We start from the raw sequence: 22,180 nt of genomic DNA on the forward strand, positions 1-22,180 counted from the left end.
GGGCTAGGGCGGATAGGGCGGGGTGCTCGAAGAGGAGGCGGACCGGTACTGGGGCGCCTAGTTCCTCTCGCAGCCGGGCGGCGACTCGGGTGGCGGCCAAGGAGTGGCCGCCGAGGGCGAAGAAGTCGTCGTCCGCCCAGACCTCGGTCAGCTCCAGCACCTCGGCCCACGCCCCGGCCACCAGCAGTTCCTGCGGGGTGTCCAGCGGCTCCCGTCCGGCGGGGGCGGTCTCGGGGATCGGCAGGGCGGCCCGGTCCACCTTGCCGTTGGGGTTGAGCGGCAGCGCGTCCAGGGCGCCGATCGCGGACGGGACCATGTAGTCGGGCAGCCGTTCCCGCAGCGCGGCGCGGATCCCGGCCACGTCCGCGCTGGACGGCGTCACCCACGCGGCCAGCCGACGGGACGCGCCCTGGCCGACCGGGGCCACGAACGCCTCGGCCACCTGGGGCAGGGCGCGTAGGGCCGAGCCGACCTCGCCCAGCTCCACCCGGAAGCCGCGCACCTTGACCTGGTCGTCGAGCCGGCCCAGGAACTCCACCAGCCCGGACGGGCCGACCCGCACGCGGTCGCCGGTGCGGTACCAGCCTCCGGCGAACCGGCGCGCGGTCAGGTCGGGCAGGCCCAGGTAGCCGCGGGCCACGCTGGGGCCGCCGATCCACAGCTCGCCCGGCACCCCGGCGGGCAACGCGCGTCCGGATTCGTCCGCCACCCGGCACAGCACGTTCGCCAGCGGACGGCCCAGCGGCGCGATGCCGTGCGCCTCCCCCGGCGCCTCGGCGGCCAGCACCGACACCGTGGTCTCGGTGGGCCCGTAGTGCACCTGCACCGCCAGGTCCGGGCGCGCGGCCCGCACCCGGGCGACCAGCTCGCACGGCACGGCCTCGCCGGCCAGGATCAGCAGCCTGCGGGGCAGCGCCTGCACGCCCAGCAGTTCCAGCTGGCTGGGCACCATCTTCACCGCGTCCACCCGGTGGGCGGCCAGGTAGGCGGCGTAGGCCGCCGGGTCGGTGGCGGTCTCGTGGCCGATCAGGTGGACGGTGGCGCCGCGGACCAGCGCGCCCCACAGGTTGGTCATGCTGAGGTCGGCGGCGGCGGTCGACACCAGCGCGAAGGAGGTCACGTCGTCCGGGATCAGCTCGGCGACGGCGCCCAGGTAGTGGACGATCTGCCGGTGCTCCACGGCGACGCCCTTGGGCTCGCCGATGGAACCGGACGTGTAGATCACGTACGCCAGGTGGTCCGGGGGCACGACCACGTCCGGCCGGTGGACGGGCCGGTCGGCGGCGGCGGCGACCTCGGCCTCCGTGAGGACGATCCGCGCACCCGAGACGGCCAGGACGGACTCGGTGCGTCCCGCCGGGTAGACCGGGTCCAGCGGCAGGTACGCGGCGCCCGCCTTGAGCGCGCCGAGCATCGCGACCACCAGTTCGGGGCGCCGTTCCATGAGCACCGCGACGGGCTCCTGCGCGCCGACCCCCCGGTCGAGGAGCCAGTGCGCGACCTGGTTGGCCCGCCGGTCCAGCTCGGCGTAGGTGAGGGTTCCGGTCGCGACCGCGTCCGGGTCGGCGGCGGCGGCCCGTTCGACCAGCGTGTGCAGCGGCGCGTCCACCGGCACCGGACGGTCCGGGCCGCGCAGGTCGGCGCCGACAGGGAGCCGCACGGGGGCGTCCGGCTCGCTGAGCATCGCGTCCAGCATCGCCAGGTACCACGCCATCATGCGTTCGGCGGTGGACGCCTCGTACAGGTCGGCGCGGTAGAGCAGGCGGCCGCGGAAGCGCTCCCCGTCGTCGCCCAGCGTGAGGTTCAGGTCGAACTTGGCGGTGGGCGGCGGCAGGGGTTCGGGACGTACCGTCACCCCCGGCAGCGTCATCCGCGCACCGGCGTCGTGGACGTTCAGCATCACCTGGAACAGCGGCGTGGACGACAGACTCCGCTCCGGCCGCAGCCGTTCCACGATGTCCTGGAACGGGGTGCGGGGGTGCGCGAACGCCTCCAGCGCGGCGTCGCGGGTCCGGGCGAGCAGTTCGGCGCCGGACGGGTCGCCCCTGGTGCCGGTGCGGATGACCAGGGTGTTGACGAAGCCGCCGACCACCTTCTCGGCGCCCGGGTGGTGGCGGCCCGCGTGCGGCACCCCGACCGCGATGTCGGTGCCGCCGGACAGGCGGGACAGCAGTGCCTGGAGGCCGGCGAGCAGCACCATGAACGGGGTGGCGTCGGGCACCGCGCGCACCTTGGCGGACAGCTCCGGCGGCAGCTCGACCGGCACGCTCGCGCCCGGCCAGTCGGAAACGGCGGAGCGGGGCCGGTCAGCGGGCAGGTCCAGGACGGGCGGCAGCCCGTCCAGGCGGCGGACCCACCAGTCCAGGTCGGTGTCCGGCCGCCGCGCCTCCCACGCGGCGACGTCGGCGTACTGCAGCGCGGGCGGCTCCGGCGCGGGGCCCAGCCCGAGCTTCGCCGCGTACAGCGCGGACAGTTCGTCCAGCAGTAACCGCTCCGACCACGCGTCGGTCGCGATGTGGTGGAACGTCAGCGCCAGCACGCACTCGTCGTCGGCGACCTGGAACAGGGCGGCGCGCATGGGCGGCTCGGCGTCCAGCCGGAACGGACGCCAGGCGTGGTCCGCGAGGGCGGCGGGATCGAACCGGGCCACCGGCACCGGGATGGCGGGCACCGGACGGACCGTCCCGCCGTCGATCACCCCGCGCAGGATCCAGTGCCGCCGGGCCAGTTCGGCGACGGCCGCCCGCAGCGCGCCGGCGTCCACGGGGCCGCTCAGCCGCAGCGCCACCGGGACGTTGTAGGCCGCGCTGTCGGGCTCCAGCTCGGCGAGGAAGGCCAGCCGGGCCTGGGCCGGGGACAGCCGCATGTCCGCGGCCGCCAGCGCCGGGATGCCCGTGGCGCCGGGCTCCCGCATCCCGGCCCTGGCCGCGGCGAACCGGGACCGGACGCGTTCGGCGAGGCGGTCCTGATCTGTCTCGGTCATCCCTCGTCCTCCGCGGTGAGCTCGGCCACCAGTAGTTCCTCCAGGGCAGCGGCGAAGTCGGCCAGCACGGGCCGGTCGAACAGCAGCCGGACGGGGACGGCGAGGCCCAGCGCCTCCCTGAGCCGCCCGGCGACCCGCGTGGCGGCGAAGGAGTGGCCGCCCAGGGCGAGGAAGTCGTCGTCGGCCCAGATGGCGGGCCGCTCCAGCACCTCCGCCCAGATCGCGGCCACCAGGTGCTCGGGATCGGTCCGGGGAGCCGGACGCTCCGTCCCGGACTCGGGCAGGGTCTCCGGAGCGGGCAGGGCGGACCGGTCGACCTTGCCGCTGGGCAGTTTGGGCAGCGCCGGAACCGCCAGCCAGCGCCGGGGCACCATGTACTCGGGCAGGCGCGCGCGCAGGTGCCCGGCCACGGCGGCCAGGTCGGCCGTCTCCGGGGCGACATAGCCGATCAGGTGCGCGTCCATGCCGGATCCGGCCGCCGTGACCACGCCGTCGGCCACCTCGTGCAGGACGGCCTCGACCTCACCGAGCTCGATCCGGTAGCCGCGCACCTTCACCTGGCGGTCGCGGCGGCCGTGGAACTCCAGCGTGCCGTCAGGCCGCCACCGGGCCAGGTCGCCGGTGCGGTAGCAGCGCCCGCCGGGGTGGTGGGGATCGCCCGCGAAGGCGGCGGCGGTCAGCTCGGGCCGGTTGCGGTAGCCGAGGGCCGCCCCGGCCCCGCCGAGCACCAGCTCGCCGATCGCGCCGGGGGGCAGCAGCCGCAGCCGCGAGTCGGTCACGTACGCCCGTTCGCCGGGCATGGGCCGCCCGATCGGCACCCCGCCCTCGTGGGCGTCCTCCCCAGTGACCGCGTGCATGGTGGAGCAGATCGTGGCCTCGGACGGGCCGTAGCTGTTCCACAGCCGTCCGACCAGGGGCGCCAGGCGCGCGGCGAGCGCCGGGTCGAGCGTCTCCCCGCCGCTGACCAGCTGGAGTCCGGGGGCGCCGGCCCACCCGGCCTCCAGCAGCATCCGCAGGGTCGTCGGCACGAGGTCGACCAGGGTGGCGCCGCTGCGGTCGAGCCGGTCGGCCAGCGCGTAGCCGTCCACGGCGTCCGCCCGGTCGATGAGGGCGCAGACGCCGCCGGCGCACAGCGGCAGCCACAGCTCCTCGGCGAACACGTCGAACGTCACCGGGGCGACGGCCGGCATGACGACGTCCGGTCCCAGCTCCATCACCGCCAGCGACCCGGCGACGAACGCGGCCAGGTTGCCGTGCGTGATCTCCACTCCCTTGGGGCGTCCGGTGGAGCCCGAGGTGTAGAGCACGTAGGCGAGGTCCTCGGCGCGCGGCCGCGGCGGCTCCGTCCTGTCGTCCTGGACGGCGGGCAGGCGATCCAGGTCGAGGGTGGTCGTCCCCGGGATGGACGCCGGGCCCCGCGTGAGCACCAGCCGCGTCCCCGCGTCCTCGGCCACCCGGCGCGAACGCTCGGCCGGATGCTCCGGGTCCAGCAGGAGGTACGCCGCTCCGGCCTTCCACACGCCGAGCAGCGCCGCCGGGAGCCGGTGGTCGCGGGGCAGGCTGATCCCGACCAGCGCGCCGCGCCCGACGCCGTAGGCCAGGAGCGCCGCGGCGAGCCGGGACGACTCGGCGTCCAGCTCGGGATAGCCGAGGGACGCCCCGTCCGGGCCGAGCACCGCCGCGCCCCCGGCCCGGGGTATCGCGTCGAGCACGGTCTCGGGGAACTCCGGCAGGTCCGGTCCCGCCGCCAGGGCCAGCAGGGCGTCCCGCTCGTCCGGGCTCACCAGCTCGTACGCCGCCAGCGGACGGTCGGGATCGGCCAACGCCGCGCGCATGACCCGCAGGAGCCGGTCCGCTTCCGCCTCGGCCCAGGCCCGGCCGTAGCGCGCGACGGCGAACTCCAGTTGCAGCTCGGCACCGGCGGCGGTCCGGTTGACCAGCCAGCTCAGCTCCTGGGCGGCGGCGCCCGAACCCGGATCCGACAGCAGTTCGATCCGGACGGGGCCGCCGGCCACGGCCATCGGTACCTCGCCGTGCTGGACGGCCAGCATCACCGGGACGCGCGGCAGCTCCGCCGGAGGCATCTCCTGGTGCGCCAGGGCGCGCGCGGTCGCGGCGGCCGCCTGCCGGACCAGCTCGCGGAAGCTGGGCGCCGTCTCCGGCCGCACCCGCACCGGCAGCGCGTCCACCAGCGGGCCGATGAGCCCGCTCAGCCCGGGCTGGGCCCGCCGTGCCGCCGCCACCCCGATCACCGGATCGGGCTCGCCGGAGAGCAGGGCCAGCCCGGCCAGGTACACGCCGAACGGGGTGGCGCCGCAGTCGCGGGCCAGGGCGGCCACGGCGTCCTCGATCTCCTCCGGCAGCGGCCGGACGACCCGTCCGGTGGCGGGGTCGAGGCCGAACGCGGCGGGCTCCGGTGCCCCGGCCAGCTCCGTCCGCCAGAACTCCCGCAGCGCCGCCTGGCCGGGCGGCGCCGCCTGGGCGATGGCTACGTCGCCGACCTGCACGTCCGGCTCCGGTACGGGACGGCCGGCCAGTTCGGCGGCGAGTTCCGCCATGAGCACCCCGACGGAGGCGCCGTCGAAGGCGATGTGGTCGACGCTGACGGTCAGCTCGGCGTCCGCCTCGCCCGTCCAGTCCAGGTCTGCGCGGATCAGCGGCACGTCGGCGCCGATGTCGAACACGTGCGCCGCCCCGGGCGTGCGCTCGGCGAGCGGCACGGCCGCGGGCGGGTGGACGACGGCCACCGGAATCCCGTCCTCGCCGGTGACGACCGTACTGCGCAGTACCTCGTGCCTGCGCACCACCGCGTCCAGGGCCGCCTGAAGGGGCGCGGCGCCGGTCAGGCCCCGCACCCGGAACCGGACCCGCAAGGTGGTGACCGGACGATCGGGATGCAGCTGCCGCAGCGTCCAGAACTCGCGCTGGGTGCCGGTCAGCGGGTAGGCGGCGCGGCCGGAGTGCCGGACGAGCGCCGGAGCGGTCCGATCCAGGCGGGCCGCCAGCCCGGCCGCGGTCGGCTCGGCCAGGAACGCGGGCAGCGGCACCGGATGACCCCGCAGCCGCGACAGCTCGGTGACCACCCGGGCCGCCTGGAGCGAGTGCCCGCCCAGGTCCGCGAACCGGTCGTCCACGCCGACCTCCGGCAGGCCGAGCACTTGCGCGATCACCTCGGCCGCCTGCCGCTCGGCCTCGGTGCGCGGCGCCGCGAACGCGGACGCGCCGGACGCGGCCGCGCGGACCGCGCCCAGCTCCGGCAGGGCGGCGCGGTCGGCCTTCCCGTTCGGGTCGGTCGGGATCCGGTCCAGCACGCCGATCCTGGACGGCACCATGTACTCCGGCAGCCGGCGCGCCAGGTGCGCCTTGAGCTCGGCTTCCGTGGCCGCGCCGGCGGCCGGGATCTCGGCGTAGGCGAGGAGACGGCCGCCGCGTGCCAGCACCACGGCGTTGCGGACCGCCGGGTGACCGGTGAGCGCCTGGTGGACCTCGCCCGGCTCCACCCGGAACCCGCGGACCTTCACCTGGTCGTCGGTGCGGCCCAGGAAGTGCAGCACCCCGTCCTCGCGGCGGACCACGTCCCCGGTGCGGTAGGCGCCGCCGGAGAACCGCGACGCGGTCAGCTCGGGCCGGTCCAGGTACCCGCGGGCCACGCACGGCCCGGAGATCCACAGCTCGCCGGGCCGCCCGTCCGGGACGGGGTTGCCGGCCTCGTCGCGCACGGACGGCACCGCGCCGGTCACCGGGTGCCCGATCGGCGGCGGCCCCGTCTCGCCGCGGCGCAGCTCGTACGCCGTGCACAAGGTGGTGCACTCGGTGGGGCCGTAGGTGTTGACGACCCGGCGCACGCCGGGGTTGGCCCAGATCCGGCGGGCCAGCGCCTCGGTGAGCGCCTCCCCGCCCGTCCCGACCGTGCGCACCCCGGGCGGAAGCGGCCGGGCCAGGACGGCGGCCAGCACGGACGGCACGCCGTGGAGGGCGGTGACCGCGTCGCGCGCGGGCAGCTCGTCCAGCGCCAGCATGTTCTCGGCCAGGATCACCGTGCCGCCGGCCGCGAGCGGCACCACGATCTCCAGGATCGAGGCGTCGAAGCAGATCGAGGCCGCGGCCAGGTGGCCGGCCGTCTCCTCCGGGGAGTAGAACCCGGCCGCCCAGCCCAGCAGGTTCATGGTGTTGCGATGCTCCACCACCACGCCCTTGGGACGGCCGGTGGAGCCCGAGGTGTAGATGACGTACGCCGCGTCCTCCCCCTTGCCGGGCACTTCCGGCGGCGGCGCGCCCTCGCGCACGTCCTGCACCACCAGCGTCCCGGCGCCGGTCGCGGCGGCCGTCCCGGCCAGCGCGGAGCAGGTGAGCACCAGCGGCAGCCCGGCGTCGGCGGCGATGAGGCGCAGCCGCTCGGCCGGGTGCGCCGCGTCCAGCGGCACGTACGCCGCCCCCGCCTTCCACACCCCCAGCAGCGCCGGGACCAGCCACTCGTCCCGCTCCAGGCAGACCCCGACCAGCGTTCCCCGCCGCACTCCCCGGTCCGCCAGGGCGCGGGCGACGCGGTCGGCCCGCCGCCCCAGCTCGGCGTAGCTCGTCCGGCGCGTGCCCGCGATCACGGCGGTCCGCTCCGGTGTGCGCCCGATCGCCGCCTCGACGGCCTCGTGTACGCGCGCCGGCATGGCCGGCGCCGAGCCCCCGTGCGCCACGTGCCCACATCTCCCTTGATGCCAGTACGGAACCCGCGCCGTGTCGAGCGGACGCGAGCCGGGCAATGGTAAGCACGATCATGATCACCCATGGGTGATCTTGGCGACATTCTCTGCAAATCACACGCGGAGTCGAGCCCCGGCGCGGATTTCGACCAGGACCGGCCACCGCCTGCCGGGAACGGACCGCCTCCGGCGGAACGTGACGGACGGGCGTGACGGACGGGCGCTACGGAGGCGTCAGGCCATGTGCCAGGTCCGGCGCGGCTTGTCGTGCATGCGGCCGGGGATGCCGGGGCGCCGCTGCCACGGGTACGGCCCGGACGGCGGGCGGTAGCCGACGCCCAGCGCGTCCAGCCGGGCGTAGTGCGCCGCGTTCATCCGGCGCTCGAAGCCCGCGAAGTCGCGCTCGTCCGGCCCGGGCAGCCGCGACCAGGCCACCTCGGCGAACGCGACGAGGCGGGGGAACACCTGGTAGTCCACCCGGCGGCGGTCCTCGGTGGCCTCGCTCCACAGGTTGGCCTGCGTGCCGATGACGCGGTCCGCGTGCGGCGTCCCGGCCAGCCGGGGCGGGACGGGCTCGAACCGGTAGACGTCCTCCAGGGTGTGCACCCAGCCGAACGGGACGGGCTCCTGGTCCCCGTCGTCCTGGACGTGGTCGAGGTAGACCTCCTGCTGGGGGCACATCACCACGTCGTGCCCGGCCTCCGCGGCGGCGATCCCGCCCCGGTACCAGCGCCAGCACGCGACGGCGGCGCCCTCGGCCAGGCCGCCCTCCAGGATCTCGTCCCAGCCGATGAGGCGGCGGCCGCGCGCGGCGAGCCACCGGCCGAAGTGGCGGATCATCCAGGACTGGAGCTCGTCCTCGTCCTTGAGCTTCAGCTCACGGATGCGCGCCTGGGCCGTCGGCGAGGCGCGCCACTGGTCCTTCACGCACTCGTCGCCGCCGATGTGGACGAACTCGCCGGGGAAGACCTCCAGCACCTCCTCCAGGACGCCCTCGTAGAAGCGCAGGACGGCGTCGGTGGGCGCCAGCACATTGGGATTGATGCCCCAGTCGGTCTTGACCTCCAGCGCGGCGGTGTCGACGACGTCGGTGTTGCCCAGCTCGGGATAGGCGGCGATGGCCGCCTGCGCGTGGCCGGGGAAGTCGATCTCGGGGACGACCGCGATGTGCCGCTCCGCCGCGTACGCGACGATCTCGCGCAGGTCGTCGCGGGTGTAGAAGCCTCCGTGCGGCCGCTCGTCCCAGACCGCCGGGTCGCCCCAGCCCCGCCGGGTCCGCCGCCGCCAGGCCCCGACCTCGGTCAGCCGGGGGTACCGCTCGATTTCGACGCGCCAGCCCTGGTCGTCGGTGAGGTGCAGGTGCAGGACGTTGAGCTTGTGGACGGCCAGGAGGTCGATGTAGCGCAGCACGTCGTCCTTGGGCAGGAAGTGCCGCGCGACGTCGAGCATGAAGCCCCGCCAGGCGAAGCGCGGTTCGTCCTCGATGGTCACGTACGGCACCGCCGCCGGCTCGCGCGCGATCGGGGCGCGGCGGAAGGCGTCCGGCCCCCGGAGCTGCCGCAGGGTCTGGCGCCCCCAGAACACGCCGGCCTCGTCACCGCCCACGATCTCCGCGCCGTCCGCCGCCACCGTCAGCCGGTACGCCTCCGGCGGCAGCGAGGGATCGACGCTGGTACGGACGTCACCGCTGAAGGGCCCGGACTCCCCGGCGGACTCCAGCCGGCGCGGGGCGGGGATCACGCTCACGTCAATGGTCACCCTCGCACACAACACCAACCCACTCGCCGGTGTCCATCGCCGAACACCGCCCACCTGCGGCTCCCTCGCCCGTTCTCACGTCCGCCAGGTCTCGGGACGGCGGGCGACCTCCCGGACGTCCGCGACCTGCTCGGGGGTGAGCACCCGGCCGCGCCGCCGCAGCCAGCGCCGCAGCGCCTTGACATCGGCCAGCACGGCGACGTCCTTCGGCCCGCCCTTCCGCACGGTGAAGCCCGTCGCCCCGACGAACACGACGACCGACTGCACGGGGACGTGGCGACCGCACGCCGTGGCCAGGAGCGTCCGCGTCCGCTGGGCCTCATGCCGGGAGTTGCGCACATGGTCGACCTTGGTGCCGCCGACGAGCATGCCGTTCTCGCCGACCCAGACCTTGCCGCGCGTGGTCTTGGTGTTGACCGTGACCACGCCGAAGGGCCCGATCAGCACATGATCGATGTCGGCGTCGCCGCGTCCGACGGGGACGGCGTGCAGGACGTGCCAGCCCTGCTTGCGCGCCCATCTGTCGAGCCTGGCCCCGATGAACCGCTCGCCCTTCGCCCCGGCCGCGAAGTCCCGCGCCTCGGTGCGGACGCCGACCAGCGAGGCGAGGCGCGTCCGCCAGCTGCGCAGCTCGACGGCACGCGCGTGCGCGGCCGAGCCCGCGCGATTGAGCCCGAGGTCGGCGCCCGGCTCCACGGCCGGCTCCAGCGGCGTCGCGGCCGGCTCCGGCAGAGGCATCGGCGGCTCCTGGGGCGCCTCGACCGCAACGTCGCCCGTAGGTCCGGCGAGCGCCTCGGGCAGCGGCTCCCCGAGCTTGCGGCACTCCTCACGCACGGCGTCCCAGAACGACGCCGACAGCTCCGGCGCGCCGATCTCGTGCCGGCCCGCCCGCACGTCGTACCAGCCGACCTTCGCACCGGCCCGCGACACGTAGATGCGCACGTGCCCGTAACGCCGCCAGACTCTCGCTTCGAGATCGCTCATCAAGGACCCCAACTCCGACGCTGACCGACGTTGGCACCCTAGGTCATGGGCGGCCCGCCTGGAAGAGGCCGGGCTCGGCGGGCAACGGGCTCGGCGGGCGGCGGTGTGTCAGCGGACGGCGCGTGACTGGCGGCGGTAGACGAAGGTTTCGGCGGACGGTGCTGTGCGCGCGGCGGCGGTGGCCGGGTCGCGGACCAGGTGGTGGTCCGGGGACAGCGCGCACGCGGGGTCGGTGCGGGCGGCGTCGCCGGTCAGGGCGTACGCCTGGCAGCGGCAGCCGCCGAAGTCGATCTCGCGCCGGGGGCAGCCGCCGCACGGGCCGGTCATCCAGCCGGTGCCGCGGTAGGCGTTGAACGCGGGCGACTCGGTCCAGATCCAGGAGAGCGGCCTGTCGCGGACGTTCGGGTGGTCCAGATCGGGGATCGCGTAGGCGGCCGGGCAGGGCAGCGCGGTGCCGTCCGGCCCGACGGTGATCGAGCGCGTGCCCCAGCCGCCCATGCAGGGCTTCGGGACGCCCTCGTAGTAGTCGGGCATGACCCAGACCAGCTCGGGGCCGTCGCCGCGCCGGGCCGCGACCGTCGCCTTCGCGCGGTCGAGCTGCTCCCGGGTGGGCAGGAGGGCGGCGCGGTTGCGCAGCGCCCAGCCGTAGAACTGGGTGTTGGCCAGCTCGACGCGGTCGGCTCCCCAGCGGGCGCCCAGGTCGATGATCTCGGGGAGGTGGTCGAGGTTGTGCCGGTGCAGGACGACGTTCAGCCCGAACGGCAGCCCGGTGGCGCGGATCACCTCGGCGGCCTGTTCCTTGGCCGCGTACGACCGGTATCCGGCGATGAGGTCAGAGCCCTCTTGCCCGGCGTCCTGGAGGGAGAGCTGCACGCTGTTGAGCCCGGCGTCCACCAGGCCGTCCAGCCGGGGCGCGGAGAGGCCGACCCCGCTGGTGACGAGCTGGGTGTAGATGCCGGCCGAGTGCGCAGCCGCGACGATCTCCGCCAGGTCGGGGCGCAGCAGCGGCTCGCCGCCGGACACGTGGGCCTGGACGACGCCCAGGTCGGCCGCCTCGCCGAGGACGTGCGTCCACTCGGCGGTGGTCAGCTCGGCGCTCCTGCGCACCAGCTCCAGGGGGTTGGAGCAGTACGGGCAGTGCAGCGGGCAGGCGTGGGTGACCTCCGCGAGCAGCGCCCAGGGGGCCGGCGCGGTCATCGCAGCCAGCCCTCCGCGCGGATCCGCTCCAGGAACCGGGGGACCTCGTCGGCCAGCGGGGCGTCCGGGAACGACTCGCAGAGCTCGGCGATGATGTCGGCGACCGTGCGGCTGCCGTCGCACAGCCGCAGGATCCGGCCGCCCTCGCCGCTGAGCCGCACCGCCCGCTCGGGCATGAGCAGCAGGTCGGCGTCGCGGACGCGGTCGTACCGCAGCATGACGGACCTGACCAGGGCGGGCCGCCAGGACTCCGGCCACTCATCGGACATCGGAGGTCTCCCTTGCGTGCTCGACGGCGTCGAGGAGGGACCAGAGCAGGTCGCACTTGAAGGCGAACGCGGCCAGGACCCGTTCCTGGTCGGCGCGCGTGCGGGCCCACCGGTGGACCAGGCCCAAGGCCTCTTCGGAGTCCCGGCGGCCCTGGCCGACGCGTACCCGGAAGTAGCGCAGCCCCTCGGGCTCCACCCACGGGTAGTGGCGTTCCCACGCCGCGATCCGGGTCGCCATCAGGTCGGGGGCGAACAGCTCGGTCAGCGACGACGCGACCGACTCCAGCGGCGGGCGGCTCCCGCAGAAGTTGACGTAGCCGTCCACCGCGAGTCGCACGCCGGGCAGCACGTCCTCCCCGGACAGCAGGCGCGCCCGGTCCAGGCCGGCGGCCTCGCCCAGCCGCAGCCACCGCTCGATCCCGCCGTCGCGCCCGTCCCCGTCCGGGGCGCCGTCGTGGTCGTGGATGCGCCGGATCCAGGAGCGGCGCAGCTCGCGGGTGCCGAGCCTGGCGAGGATCAGCGCGTCCTTGACCGGGATGTGCCGCTGGTAGTGGAAGCGGTTGAGGATCCAGCGGCGCAGCTCCTGCGGGGACAGCAGCCCCTCGTGCATGCGCAGGTTGAACGGGTGCCGGTGGTGGTATCGCTCCTCCCCCAGGGCCCGGAGCCGCTCCTCCAGCCCGGCGGCAGGCCAGGGCGCCTCGGCGCTCACAGTTCGATCACCGCTCTCTCCCGGGCGACCTCGATCCCGGACGCGGCCAGCAGCCCGTGCCCGTCGGCGCCCGGATCGACGAGCGGGTTGGTGTTGTTCAGGTGCGTGTAGTAGCGCCGGGCCCCCGGGACGGCGGCAAGGCGCCCTACCGTGCCGTGGGGACCCATGATCGGCAGATGGCCCATCTCGGTGGACGACCGGCCGGAGAACCCGGAGCGCCGGGGCTCCTCGTCGTCCCAGAATGTCCCGTCCACGAAGACGCAGTCGGCGTCGTGAAGGGCCCGGTCCAGCTCGTCCGGCCAGGCGGCGAGGGCCGGCGCGTACACGACGACCTTGCCGTCCCGCCGGTCCCGGACGCGCAGGGCCACCACCCAGGCGCCGCCGCCGGTCTCCTCCAGGTCGGCCGCGTATCGGGGCCGTTTGCCCGACACCCTGATCCCCTGGACCTCCAGAGGCCCGCCATCGAGCGCCTCCCCCTCCTTCTCGGGCAGTTCCGTCCAGGTCAGTCCCGCGTACGGGGCGAGGACCCGGTCCAGCCGGAGGCCCTCGGACAGTGCCGTCCGCACGGTCGCGGTCGCGACGACCCGCAGGCTCGGCGCCTCCCTCAGCCGGGGCAGGCCGAGCGTGTGGTCGAGCTCGGCGTCGGTGAGGATCACCCCGGCCACCGGTGTGGCGCGGCGGGCCGGGCCGGGGCGCAGCGCGGCGCACTCCTCGATCTGCTCGCCGATGTCGGGCGTCGCGTTGACCACGTACCAGCGGCCCTCGCCCGCCTCGACGGCGATCGAGGCGTGGCGCCGCCGCCACCCCGGCTCGGCCCGGGCGGCGGCGCACCCCGGGCACGCGCAGTTCCACTGGGGCACACCGCCGCCCGCCGCGGTGCCGAGGACCAGCAGCCGCATCGCGGGCGGATCAGATCTCGGCGCGGAAGTAGGCCGTGACCTCCATCGAGGTCTCCACGACCTCGTAGCCGGGCGTGACCCAGCCGTCCGCGCGGTCGTCGGTCCTGACTGTGTCGGGGCTCTGCTCTCTCATGGGCGCACCTTTCTGTCTGGGGTGCCTGGATCGTATGTCGATCTTCCGCGCCCGCCCTAGTCATGGCCTGCCAGAAACATGCGTCCCGTGCCCGCCCGGCCCCGCCCGGAAAGCAGCCGTCAGGTGAGATGGACGTAGTCGTAGCCGAACCGGCGGCGCGATACTGGTTCCGCACAGGCGCCCGGGACCGGCGCCGACGACCGCCACTGGACGGCCGTGGCGGGCGACGATGGGAGCACCACCACATGACCGTGTCCGAACCCGTCCGGCCCCTCGCGCTCGACCGCGGCCGCGATGACCGGCTCGTCATCGTCCTCGACCGTCCCGAGCGGCGCAACGCGCTCGACCGCGCCGCCATCGACGCCCTCCACGCCGTCTGCGCCGAGCTGGAGCGCGACCCGCGCCTGGCGATCATCACCGGGCGCGACGGCGTCTTCGCGGCCGGCGCCGACATCGCCGAGCTGCGCGACCGCGGCGTGCCCGAGGCGCTCGAAGGCGTCAACCTCACGCTCTTCGAGCGCCTGCGCAGGCTCCCGATGCCCACGGTCGCCGCCGTCGACGGCTGGGCGCTCGGCGGCGGCGCCGAGCTCTCCTACGCCTGCGACTTCCGGCTCGCCACCCCGCGCACCGTCTTCGGGCAGCCCGAGACCGCTCTCGGCATCATCCCCGGCGCCGGGGCGGCCTACCGCCTCCCGCGCCTGGTCGGCGAGTCCCTCGCCAAGGACATGCTCATGACGGGCCGCCGGCTCGACGCGCAGGAGGCGCGTGCCGCCGGGCTGGTCCGCAGCGTCCACGAGCCCGGCGAGCTGCTGGACGCCGCGCACGAGCTCTGCGACGCCCTCGCCCGCCAATCTCCGCTGGCGCTGCGCCTGACCAAGCTCGCCGTCGACGCTCCCGAGGGCGCCCATCCGGCCGTGGAGCTCCTGGCCCAGGCCATCCTGTTCAACGACCCCGACAAGCAGGCGCGGATGACCGCCTTCCTCGATCGCGGGTCCGCGCGCTGACGCGGGCGCCGCGGCGGGCTCGCGCGGTGGGGAAGGTCACGCGTGTGCGACGGGGAACCGGAACTCGGGGTCGACCTGCGCCTCCAGGTCTTCACCCGTCGCCCGGTTGGCCCAACTCCGCGCGTTCTTGACGTGGAACTCCACCGCCTGCCGCTGGAACTTCTCCCAGTCTTTGGTCCGCGCATCCACCTCGGCGCACATCTGCCCCAACGCCGCCTCGTTCTGCTCCTCCAACACCACACCTTGGCGGCCCTGCTCCAACGCCCGCACCGCGCTGGACTGACCCACCCAGGTCAGCAGGTCGTCCCCGACGTGCTCCCGCAGGTAGGCGATGTCGTCGGCGCCCTGCACCTTGTTGCCCACCACCCGGATCGCCACATCGAAATCACGCGCGTACTCGCGGTACTGCCGATACACCCCCACACCCTTACGCGTCGGCTCGGCCACCAAAAACATCAGATCGAACCGCGTGAACAACCCCGAGGCGAACGTATCGGCCCCCGCCGTCATGTCCACCACCACATACTCACCCGGACCATCCACCAGATGATTCAGATACAACTCCACCGCACCGGTCTTGGAGTGATAACACGCCACCCCCAGATCATCATCATTGAACGGACCCGTCGCCAGCAACGTCACCCCCTCCACCTCCTGCCCCAGCGCATGCACCGGATCGGAACCCCCCAACCGCAGCAACCGCGACCCCGCCCCCGCCGGCGTCGTCTTCACCATCGCCGCCGCCGACGAGATCCGCGCGTTCCCACCCCGCAGAAACTCCTTGATCGCAGCCAGATGATCCCCCAACGCCGGCACCTTCGCCGCCCGCGCCTCATCCAACCCCAACGCCACCCCCAGATGCTGATTGATATCGGCATCCACCGCCACCACCGGCAGCCCCCGACCCGCCAGATACCGCACGAACAACGACGACAAGGTCGTCTTGCCACTACCACCCTTACCGACGAACGCAACCTTCACGAAAGCCCCCGATCCAGGCAGGACGTCGACCGCCGCCCGCCGGAGGGTCGTGTGCCTGGGATCGCCGGCGCCTCGGCCGCACCGGATGCGGCCACGCGAAGGAACCGTATTCTGCTTGTTCTGACCATTGACGGGTGACCTGCCATTCAGATATGCGCGTGGGAGCACGCTGCGGTGGCCCCGGGAGGGCCACCGGTATTCGCGGTATCTTCACAATGACCGCTGAACAGCAATTTTGCAATGACGGCGAAATGGTCGCGCCGCTGCCACGCCTCCCGAGCAGGGCACCGACACCCCGCGAGAGGCGGCAGGTCAGCACGCCACGGGGCGGCGGGCGCCGTACGGCGTTCAGAGCGAATCAAAGGGCATATGAAATTTCACATCGGCATTCGTTTCCCTTGCATACACGGCCCGCGACCGTCAGATCACACTTCACTGGATCTTTACCGCAACAGAGGCGCCATTGGAGCGAAAACCCGAAGGTCAAGCGGCCGCCGAACCGGCTTTCGGGGAGCTTGTCAGAACCGGCCGAGGGCGCCTACGCGGCCGGGTCCGCGTCCGTCCGGGACTCGATGGCGTGGAGCACCGCCACCATGTCGGACCCGCCGTGCCCCAGCGCCAGGGTCTCGCCGAACAGGGCGTGGCAGACGTCCAGCAGAGGCGACGCCACGCCGGACTCCCGTGCCGCCTCGGCGACGAGCCGGTTGTTGTCCAGCACGTTGGCGATCGACGCCTGGACGGCGAAGTCGCGGCCGACCAGCTTGCGGATCTTCGCGCGCGACACGGTGCTGGCCATCGGGCCCGCGTCGAGCACCGTGAGGAACTGCCGCGTGTCCAGGCCGTGCCGGTCGGCGAAGTGGAACGCCTCCGTGAGCCCGGTGACCATCGTGATCAGGAAGAGGTTGACCGAGAGCTTCATGAGCAGCGCGCCGGGGACCGCCCCGCAGACGATCGCCTCGCGGCACATCGGCCCGAGCAGCGGGCGGACCTCCGCCACGGCCGCCGGCTCGCCGGCCAGCATCGCCACGAGCTCGCCGGCCTCCGCGGGCCCCCGCGAGCCGGACACCGGGGCCTCGACATAGGCGCCTCCCGCCGCGCGGACGTCGGCTCCGAGCCCGCGGGAGTAGCCGGGCGACGTCGTCCCCATGTGGACGATCACGCATCCCGCGACGGTCGCGCCGAAGCCCGGCGTGCCGCGCCCGAGCACGGAGTCGATCGCGGCGCCGTCGGCCAGCATGAGGAACACGACGCGCGCCCTCTTGCAGACCTCGGCGGGACCGCCCGCCACCTCCGCGCCGGCCGCGCGCAGCGCCTCGCTCTTGGCGGCGGTGCGGTTCCAGACGACGAGCGGCGTCCCCGCGCGCGCGAGATTGAGCGCCATGGGCGATCCCATGACGCCGAGACCGATGAAACCCACATCCATGTGCACCGCCCTTGGCCGACATCGTCGGCGACCTTGCGGACTATGACAGTGGTCATGATAATTGCCGAGGTGACAAAGGCAATAGCCCGGCTCCATGAGCCGCAGAGGCCCGAACGGCCCGGGGAGGCCGGCCATGGCGGCTGACGAGCGGGAACCGCGCGAGCGGATCGTCTTCAGCGCGGCGCAGCTCATCCGCCGCGACGGGGTCGCGGCGACGGGCATGCGCGAGGTCGTCGCCCACGCGCGCGCGCCGCGCGGCTCGCTCCAGCACTACTTCCCCGGCGGCAAGGAGCAGCTCGTCAACGAGGCCGTGGAGTGGGCCGGCCGGTACGCGAGCGCGCGCATTGGCCGGTTCCTGTCCACGATGTCCCGGCCGACGCCGGGCAGTCTGTTCGCGGCGATGGTGCGCCAGTGGACCGACGAGTTCCAGACGGCCGGATTCGCCGGGGGCTGCCCGGTCGCCGCCGCGACGGTGGACTGCGCGGACTCCGTCGCCTCCACCCGGACCGCCTCCGCCGACGCGTTCGCGGCCTGGCGCCGTCCGATCGCCCGGGAGCTGACCGGGATGGGGGTGCCGGCCCGCAGAGCCGACCCGCTCGCCACGCTCATGATCAGCGCGCTGGAGGGCGCGATCCTGATGGCGCGGGCCGAGCGGAGCGTGCGCCCCCTCAGGGCGGTGGCCAGGGAGCTCGGGCCGTTCCTCGACGGTTGCGCCGCCCAGCCGGACTGAGCCCTCGGCCGGACCGGCGGCCGTGGGTGCACTCCTGGGCGGCCCCCGAGGCGCCGCCCCGGCTCGCGGGCCTGTTCGCCCCGCCCGCTCCCGCTCCCGCTCCCGCTCCCGCCTGACCGTTACGCGCAAGAAGCGGGGATCAGGCCAGATGGCCGCGTGTGGCCACGGCTAACGTTCTCGGGCCTTCTGATGCCCACGGGGCGAGCAAGGGGTGAACGATGCTCCCATGCACCCGATTGCCTGGCGTGACAGCGGCTCGTCCGGGGGTCTTCGATTGGACCGATCCATTGCGGCCCGTGTGGCGGACGAGCTGGCGCGCTGGCCCGGCCTGCGGCTCAGCCGGGGGCGCTGCGGCACCGGCCCGGCCCTGTCCCTGGGAGAGCGGGAGATCGTGCACCTGCCCACCGATCACGAGGCTGAGCTGCGGCTGGGCGCCCCGGCGGTGCAGCGGCTGGGCCCGATCCTGGACGACACGGGCCAGCTGATCGCCCTGCCCGTGGTCGACCTCGCCGCCACCGGCCACCGCCTGGACGGCTCCGAGTGCGGGAGCCGGACGGCGCGCGGCGCGCAGGCGTGGGTGCGGATCCGCTTGGTCGGCGAGAGTGACCGCCATCTGGTCCTGGCATTGGCCAGCGTCGCGATCGCCGCCCACACGGCCCTGCCCGGTGAAGCCCGTCAGGGTGACGAGACCTGCCCGAGAGCCCGTCGAATCGGCATATCCCGCACGTCCAGCCGTTGAAGTCCCGCCCGCGCGGGGAACATCGCAAGTATGGATGTTGAAGCGCGTGAGAAGACGGCCATGAACCAGGTCACCACACGCTTGCTGAAGGTCTACGGCAGTGAGCACAGCGCCCAGGAAGTCACCGACACCATCTCGGCGATCCACCACGGTTTCGACGGACGCCCCATCCGCGACTTCGTCCCCGTCCTGGTGGAGCGGTACGCCAGACAGCGATTGACCGACTGAGTCCCCTGAATCCACCCCACCCCTCGAAATCCGCCCGGCCTGGCGACGCGGTTTCGCGTGCGCTGTCGATTGCCGGTGGTCTCGTCCGTCGTGGTTGGTGAGGGCGTCATCCCCGGCGCCCTCCACCGAGTGCGAGCGAAGGAGACGACATGCGGAAACTGCTGGTGACCATGTTCATGACCCTGGACGGCGTCATGCAGGCGCCGGGCGGGGCCGATGAGGACCGCGGCGACGGGTTCGAGCACGGCGGCTGGGCCGTGCCGCACTTCGACGGGCACCTCATCCAGCTCATGGCCGCGGTGACCGGCAGGGCCGACGCGCTGCTGCTCGGGCGCAAGACCTACGAGGTCTTCGCCGCGACGTGGCCGCTCGCCGAGGCCGACGACCCGATCGGGGCGAAGCTGAACGGCATGCGCAAGCACGTCGCATCGCGGACGTTGAAGACCGTGTCGTGGCAGAACTCGGCGCTGCTGGACGGAGACGCCGCCGAGGCGGTCGGCCGGCTCAAGCGGGAGGAGGGCGGCGAGATCCAGGTGCACGGCAGCGGCGAGCTGATCCAGACGCTCATCGAGCACGACCTCGTCGACGAGTTCCACCTGCTGGTCTTCCCCGTGCTCCTCGGCTCCGGCAAGCGGCTGTTCGGGAGAGGGACCGTCCCGGCCGGGTTGAGGCTCGCCAGTAGCACGACGTCCAGCACCGGGGTCGTCGTCAGCACCTACACCCGGGATGGCAAGGTCGAGTACGGGGCGATGGGCCCGGAGACCGGGAACTGGTGACCGGGAACCGGTGACCGGGAACCGGTGACCGGGGAAGCGAACGGAGGGGGCAGGCCATGCCGCAGTACGCGATTCTGATCTACGAGAAGGAGACGCCCGGGGGTGTGGCCGACATCCCGCCCGAGGTCATGGAGGCCAACCTGCGCGCCGGGGAGAAGATCGCCGAGATGGGGGTGCGGGTCGTCCACGAGCAGGCGCTGGAGCCCAGCGCGGCCGCCCGGACGATCCGCAAGGACGGCCTGGTCACCGACGGCCCGTTCCTGGAGACCAAGGAGGTGATCGCCGGGTTCTTCGTCGTGGAGGCCGCGGACCTCGACCAGGCGGTCGCCGTCGGCAGGCTGCTCCCGATCATGGATGGCGCCGTCGAGGTGCGGCCGCTGCTCGCGGTGTGACCGCGGTCCGGCAGGCGGTCGCCGACGCGCACCGCCGCGAGTGGGCCAGGGTGCTCGCCGCGACGGTCCGCGTCACCCGCGATCTCGACCTGGCCGAGGAGTGCGTCCAGGACGCCTACGCCGCCGCGCTCGACGCGTGGGCGCGCGGCGGGGTGCCCGCCAAGCCCGGCGCCTGGCTGACCACCGCGGCCCGGCGCAACGCGCTGGACGTCCTGCGCAGGGCCAGGACGCTGCGGTCGAAGCTGCACCTGCTGGTGGAGCCGGAGGCCGCCGCGCCGGAGCCGCCGGCCGACCCGGTGGTCCGCGACGACCGGCTGCGGCTGGTCTTCCTGTGCTGCCACCCGGCGCTGGCCGTCGAGGCGCGGGTCGCGCTCACGCTGCGGCTGGTCTGCGGCGTGCCGACCCCGGACATCGCGCGGGCGTTCCTGGTCTCCGAGACGACCATGGCGGCGCGGATCACCCGGGCGAAGAAGAAGATCATTGCGGCGGGCGTCCCGTTCCGGATGCCCGCCCCGGGCGAACTGCCGGGTCGGCTGGACGCGGTGCTCACCGTGCTCCACCTGCTGTTCACCACCGGCCACACCGCACCGGCGGGCCCGGCGCTGACCAGGGACGACCTCGCCGGGCACGCGCTCGACCTGGCGCACACGCTGCACGTCCTGATGCCGGGCGAGCCCGAGGTCACGGGGCTGCTGGCGCTGCTGCTGGCCGGCCACGCCCGCCGCGCCACCCGCACCGACGAGGACGGGCGCCTGCTGCTGCTGGAGGAACAGGATCGGTCGGCGTGGGACCGGGAGGCCATCGCGGAGGCGCACGAACTGGTCGTGGCGGCGCTCCGCGCCGGCGTTCCCGGCCGGTTCGCCTTGCAGGCCGCCATCGCCGCGCTGCACGCGACCGCGCCGACCTACGGCGACACCGACTGGGACCAGATCCTCGTCCTCTACGACGCGCTGCTGGAAGCATGGCCGTCTCCGGTGGTCGCGCTCAACCGTGCCGTGGCGGTCGCGATGGTGAGCGGCCCCGCGACCGCGCTGGCCGAGGTCGAGGAGCTCGAACAGGACGAGCGGCTCGCCGGCTATCACTACCTGCCCGCGATGAAGGCCGACCTGCTGCGCCGCCTGGGCCGGAGCGCCGACGCCGCCGCGGCCTACGCACGCGCGATCGCGCTGGCGGGCAACGACGCCGAGCGCGCCTTCCTCACCGCCCGCCTCGCCGAGACGGGCGGCGCACCGGACCCGTCCTAGAGGACTGGCACGGGCGGGCACAAAGGAAAGCAACCGGCCAAGACCGCATGTGGTCAAGCGATTACGCGGCCTGGGGCCTGTCGCGAGCATTGAAGGGCTGCGTCGCGACGACATCCGGGGGTTCTTCAGCTCATGACCCAGGTCAGCACGGGCAGGGTCGACGGCCAGGTCGTGGTGGGCGACTTCAACTGCGTGATCAACGCCGCCCAGGGGTCGACCGTCAGCGTCCGCCAGGGTGGGCCGCCGACCGTGGCCAGGCGCGAGGTGCCGGAGGGGCATCCGCTGCCGAAGGCCGGCGTCCGGCTCCTCGGCCGCGACGAGGAGGCGGCCCGGATCGCCGGGTGGCTGGCCGAGGACCTGCCGGTCGAGATCCACGGGGTGCCCGGGGTCGGCAAGTCCTCGCTGCTCCGCGAGCTGGCCACCGACCGCATCGCGCGCGGGCGGCACGTCGTCTACCTGTCGGCGGCGGGGCTCCCGGTCGAGGACGTCCTCCAGGAGCTCTTCGTCGCCTGCTACGAGGGCGAGGGCTATCAGCCCACCCCGGCCAGGCTGCGGCAGCTCATGGGGAAGGTGCGGGCGCTCTTCCTGATCGACGACTTCGTCGGCTCGGCCGAGGGCCTCGACCGCCTGCTGGACGCCACGCCCGGCGGCGACCTCGTGATCGCGACCGGCCGTCCGTGCCTCGGCGGCCGGGGCCGCTCGCTGGAGCTGACCGGCCTCGCCGAGGGCCCGGCGATGGCGCTGATCGAGGCGGAACTCGGCCGCGCTCCGGCCGAGGGGGCCGAGCGGGAGGCGGCGCTGGAGCTGTGCCGCGCCACGTCCGGTCACCCCCGCGCCCTGCGCCAGGCGGTCGACGCGAGCCGTGACGGCGCGGCGTTCGAGCCCGACCCGGCGACCGTGACCCGGGCGCTGGTGGCCGGCCTGGACGCTCCGTCCCGTACCGCCATGGCCATCATGTCCGCGCTCGGCGACGCTCCGCTCTCGCCCGCGATGCTGGACGTGCTCGCCGGGCCCGGGAGCGAGGCCGGGGGCGG

19 protein-coding genes are annotated in these 22,180 nt (G+C 74.2%); 8 read left to right on the forward strand and 11 right to left on the reverse strand.

Features of this window, described 5'->3' with window-relative positions; all coding sequences use genetic code 11:
• The 9 genes from E1298_RS25810 to pqqA all read right to left on the reverse strand — a co-directional run.
• A partial coding sequence (locus tag E1298_RS25810; RefSeq protein ID WP_131897623.1) for a non-ribosomal peptide synthetase occupies positions 1 to 2,983 on the reverse strand: 2,983 nt, incomplete at its 3' end.
• On the reverse strand, positions 2,980 to 7,647 hold the full coding sequence (locus E1298_RS25815) for a non-ribosomal peptide synthetase (RefSeq protein ID WP_131897625.1): 4,668 nt from the start codon (positions 7,645 to 7,647) through the stop codon (positions 2,980 to 2,982). The genes E1298_RS25815 and E1298_RS25810, both read right to left, overlap by 4 nt.
• A gap of 267 nt (positions 7,648 to 7,914) precedes the next feature.
• On the reverse strand, positions 7,915 to 9,420 hold the full coding sequence (locus tag E1298_RS25820; RefSeq protein ID WP_243725805.1) for a beta-N-acetylhexosaminidase: 1,506 nt from the start codon (positions 9,418 to 9,420) through the stop codon (positions 7,915 to 7,917).
• A gap of 93 nt (positions 9,421 to 9,513) precedes the next feature.
• Entirely contained in the window at positions 9,514 to 10,422 is a 909-nt protein-coding gene (locus E1298_RS25825; RefSeq protein ID WP_131897629.1) for a nuclease-related domain-containing protein, read from the reverse strand.
• A 108-nt stretch (positions 10,423 to 10,530) separates the two neighbouring features.
• Positions 10,531 to 11,619: a pyrroloquinoline quinone biosynthesis protein PqqE gene (pqqE, locus tag E1298_RS25830; RefSeq protein ID WP_131897631.1), complete on the reverse strand. Its 1,089-nt coding sequence runs from the start codon at positions 11,617 to 11,619 to the stop codon at positions 10,531 to 10,533.
• The gene (gene pqqD, locus E1298_RS25835) at positions 11,616 to 11,888 is read right to left on the reverse strand and encodes a pyrroloquinoline quinone biosynthesis peptide chaperone PqqD (protein WP_131897633.1); all 273 of its coding nucleotides are present in this window, start codon (positions 11,886 to 11,888) and stop codon (positions 11,616 to 11,618) included. The genes pqqE and pqqD overlap by 4 nt, the downstream gene beginning before the upstream one ends.
• Entirely contained in the window at positions 11,878 to 12,597 is a 720-nt protein-coding gene (pqqC, locus tag E1298_RS25840) for a pyrroloquinoline-quinone synthase PqqC (RefSeq protein WP_131897635.1), read from the reverse strand. Before pqqC ends, pqqD begins: the two co-directional genes overlap by 11 nt.
• A complete protein-coding gene (gene pqqB / locus E1298_RS25845; RefSeq protein ID WP_131897637.1) occupies positions 12,594 to 13,496 on the reverse strand; it encodes a pyrroloquinoline quinone biosynthesis protein PqqB in 903 nt (300 codons plus the stop codon). Before pqqB ends, pqqC begins: the two co-directional genes overlap by 4 nt.
• Positions 13,497 to 13,506: 10 nt before the next feature.
• Positions 13,507 to 13,629: a pyrroloquinoline quinone precursor peptide PqqA gene (gene pqqA / locus E1298_RS25850; RefSeq protein ID WP_131897639.1), complete on the reverse strand. Its 123-nt coding sequence runs from the start codon at positions 13,627 to 13,629 to the stop codon at positions 13,507 to 13,509.
• A gap of 245 nt (positions 13,630 to 13,874) precedes the next feature.
• On the opposite strand from pqqA, the gene E1298_RS25855 reads away from it, so the two are divergent.
• Positions 13,875 to 14,633 carry an enoyl-CoA hydratase/isomerase family protein gene (locus tag E1298_RS25855; RefSeq protein WP_165975662.1) on the forward strand — a complete coding sequence of 253 codons (759 nt, stop codon included), beginning with the start codon at positions 13,875 to 13,877 and terminating at the stop codon, positions 14,631 to 14,633.
• Between the two features lie 36 nt (positions 14,634 to 14,669).
• Here the strand turns inward: E1298_RS25855 and E1298_RS25860 are convergent, their stop codons facing one another.
• Together E1298_RS25860 and E1298_RS25865 are read right to left on the reverse strand one after the other, a co-directional pair.
• A complete protein-coding gene (locus E1298_RS25860; protein ID WP_131897641.1) occupies positions 14,670 to 15,614 on the reverse strand; it encodes an ATP-binding protein in 945 nt (314 codons plus the stop codon).
• Positions 15,615 to 16,152: 538 nt separating this feature from the next.
• Positions 16,153 to 17,037, reverse strand: coding sequence for an NAD(P)-dependent oxidoreductase (locus E1298_RS25865; protein ID WP_131897643.1), 885 nt, complete (start codon positions 17,035 to 17,037; stop codon positions 16,153 to 16,155).
• 133 nt (positions 17,038 to 17,170) lie between these two features.
• Between E1298_RS25865 and E1298_RS25870 the strand changes: the two genes are divergently transcribed.
• From E1298_RS25870 to E1298_RS25895, 7 genes are all read left to right on the forward strand, one after another.
• On the forward strand, positions 17,171 to 17,767 hold the full coding sequence (locus E1298_RS25870; RefSeq protein WP_131897645.1) for a TetR/AcrR family transcriptional regulator: 597 nt from the start codon (positions 17,171 to 17,173) through the stop codon (positions 17,765 to 17,767).
• Between the two features lie 298 nt (positions 17,768 to 18,065).
• Positions 18,066 to 18,506 (forward strand): luciferase family protein, encoded by a 441-nt coding sequence (locus E1298_RS25875; protein ID WP_131897647.1) that lies wholly within the window; start codon positions 18,066 to 18,068, stop codon positions 18,504 to 18,506.
• 60 nt (positions 18,507 to 18,566) lie between these two features.
• Positions 18,567 to 18,734, forward strand: a complete 168-nt coding sequence (locus E1298_RS48385; protein WP_165975663.1) for a three-helix bundle dimerization domain-containing protein — start codon at positions 18,567 to 18,569, stop codon at positions 18,732 to 18,734.
• Positions 18,735 to 18,883: 149 nt separating this feature from the next.
• Positions 18,884 to 19,510, forward strand: a complete 627-nt coding sequence (locus E1298_RS25880; RefSeq protein ID WP_131897649.1) for a dihydrofolate reductase family protein — start codon at positions 18,884 to 18,886, stop codon at positions 19,508 to 19,510.
• 56 nt (positions 19,511 to 19,566) lie between these two features.
• The gene (locus E1298_RS25885; RefSeq protein ID WP_131897651.1) at positions 19,567 to 19,902 is read left to right on the forward strand and encodes a YciI family protein; all 336 of its coding nucleotides are present in this window, start codon (positions 19,567 to 19,569) and stop codon (positions 19,900 to 19,902) included.
• On the forward strand, positions 19,899 to 21,146 hold the full coding sequence (locus E1298_RS25890) for an RNA polymerase sigma factor (protein ID WP_131897653.1): 1,248 nt from the start codon (positions 19,899 to 19,901) through the stop codon (positions 21,144 to 21,146). The genes E1298_RS25885 and E1298_RS25890 overlap by 4 nt, the downstream gene beginning before the upstream one ends.
• Before the next feature lie 132 nt (positions 21,147 to 21,278).
• On the forward strand, positions 21,279 to 22,180 hold a 902-nt coding region (locus tag E1298_RS25895; RefSeq protein WP_481726138.1), incomplete at its 3' end, for a P-loop NTPase family protein.

This window comes from Actinomadura rubrisoli, from assembly GCF_004349215.1.
Taxonomy (GTDB): domain Bacteria; phylum Actinomycetota; class Actinomycetes; order Streptosporangiales; family Streptosporangiaceae; genus Spirillospora; species Spirillospora rubrisoli.

Excerpts from the sequence above, each read along its gene's own strand:
- E1298_RS25865 (WP_131897643.1), bottom strand. The coding sequence starts at position 17,037 with ATGGATGTGGGTTTCATCGGTCTCGGCGTCATGGGATCGCCCATGGCG.
- E1298_RS25870 (WP_131897645.1), top strand. The coding sequence starts at position 17,171 with ATGGCGGCTGACGAGCGGGAACCGCGCGAGCGGATCGTCTTCAGCGCG.
- E1298_RS25885 (WP_131897651.1), top strand. The coding sequence starts at position 19,567 with ATGCCGCAGTACGCGATTCTGATCTACGAGAAGGAGACGCCCGGGGGT.
- E1298_RS25855 (WP_165975662.1), top strand. The coding sequence starts at position 13,875 with ATGACCGTGTCCGAACCCGTCCGGCCCCTCGCGCTCGACCGCGGCCGC.
- pqqA (WP_131897639.1), bottom strand. The coding sequence starts at position 13,629 with ATGAGAGAGCAGAGCCCCGACACAGTCAGGACCGACGACCGCGCGGAC.
- pqqE (WP_131897631.1), bottom strand. The coding sequence starts at position 11,619 with ATGACCGCGCCGGCCCCCTGGGCGCTGCTCGCGGAGGTCACCCACGCC.
- pqqD (WP_131897633.1), bottom strand. The coding sequence starts at position 11,888 with ATGTCCGATGAGTGGCCGGAGTCCTGGCGGCCCGCCCTGGTCAGGTCC.
- E1298_RS48385 (WP_165975663.1), top strand. The coding sequence starts at position 18,567 with ATGAACCAGGTCACCACACGCTTGCTGAAGGTCTACGGCAGTGAGCAC.
- E1298_RS25880 (WP_131897649.1), top strand. The coding sequence starts at position 18,884 with ATGCGGAAACTGCTGGTGACCATGTTCATGACCCTGGACGGCGTCATG.
- E1298_RS25825 (WP_131897629.1), bottom strand. The coding sequence starts at position 10,422 with ATGAGCGATCTCGAAGCGAGAGTCTGGCGGCGTTACGGGCACGTGCGC.
- pqqB (WP_131897637.1), bottom strand. The coding sequence starts at position 13,496 with ATGCGGCTGCTGGTCCTCGGCACCGCGGCGGGCGGCGGTGTGCCCCAG.
- E1298_RS25815 (WP_131897625.1), bottom strand. The coding sequence starts at position 7,647 with ATGCCGGCGCGCGTACACGAGGCCGTCGAGGCGGCGATCGGGCGCACA.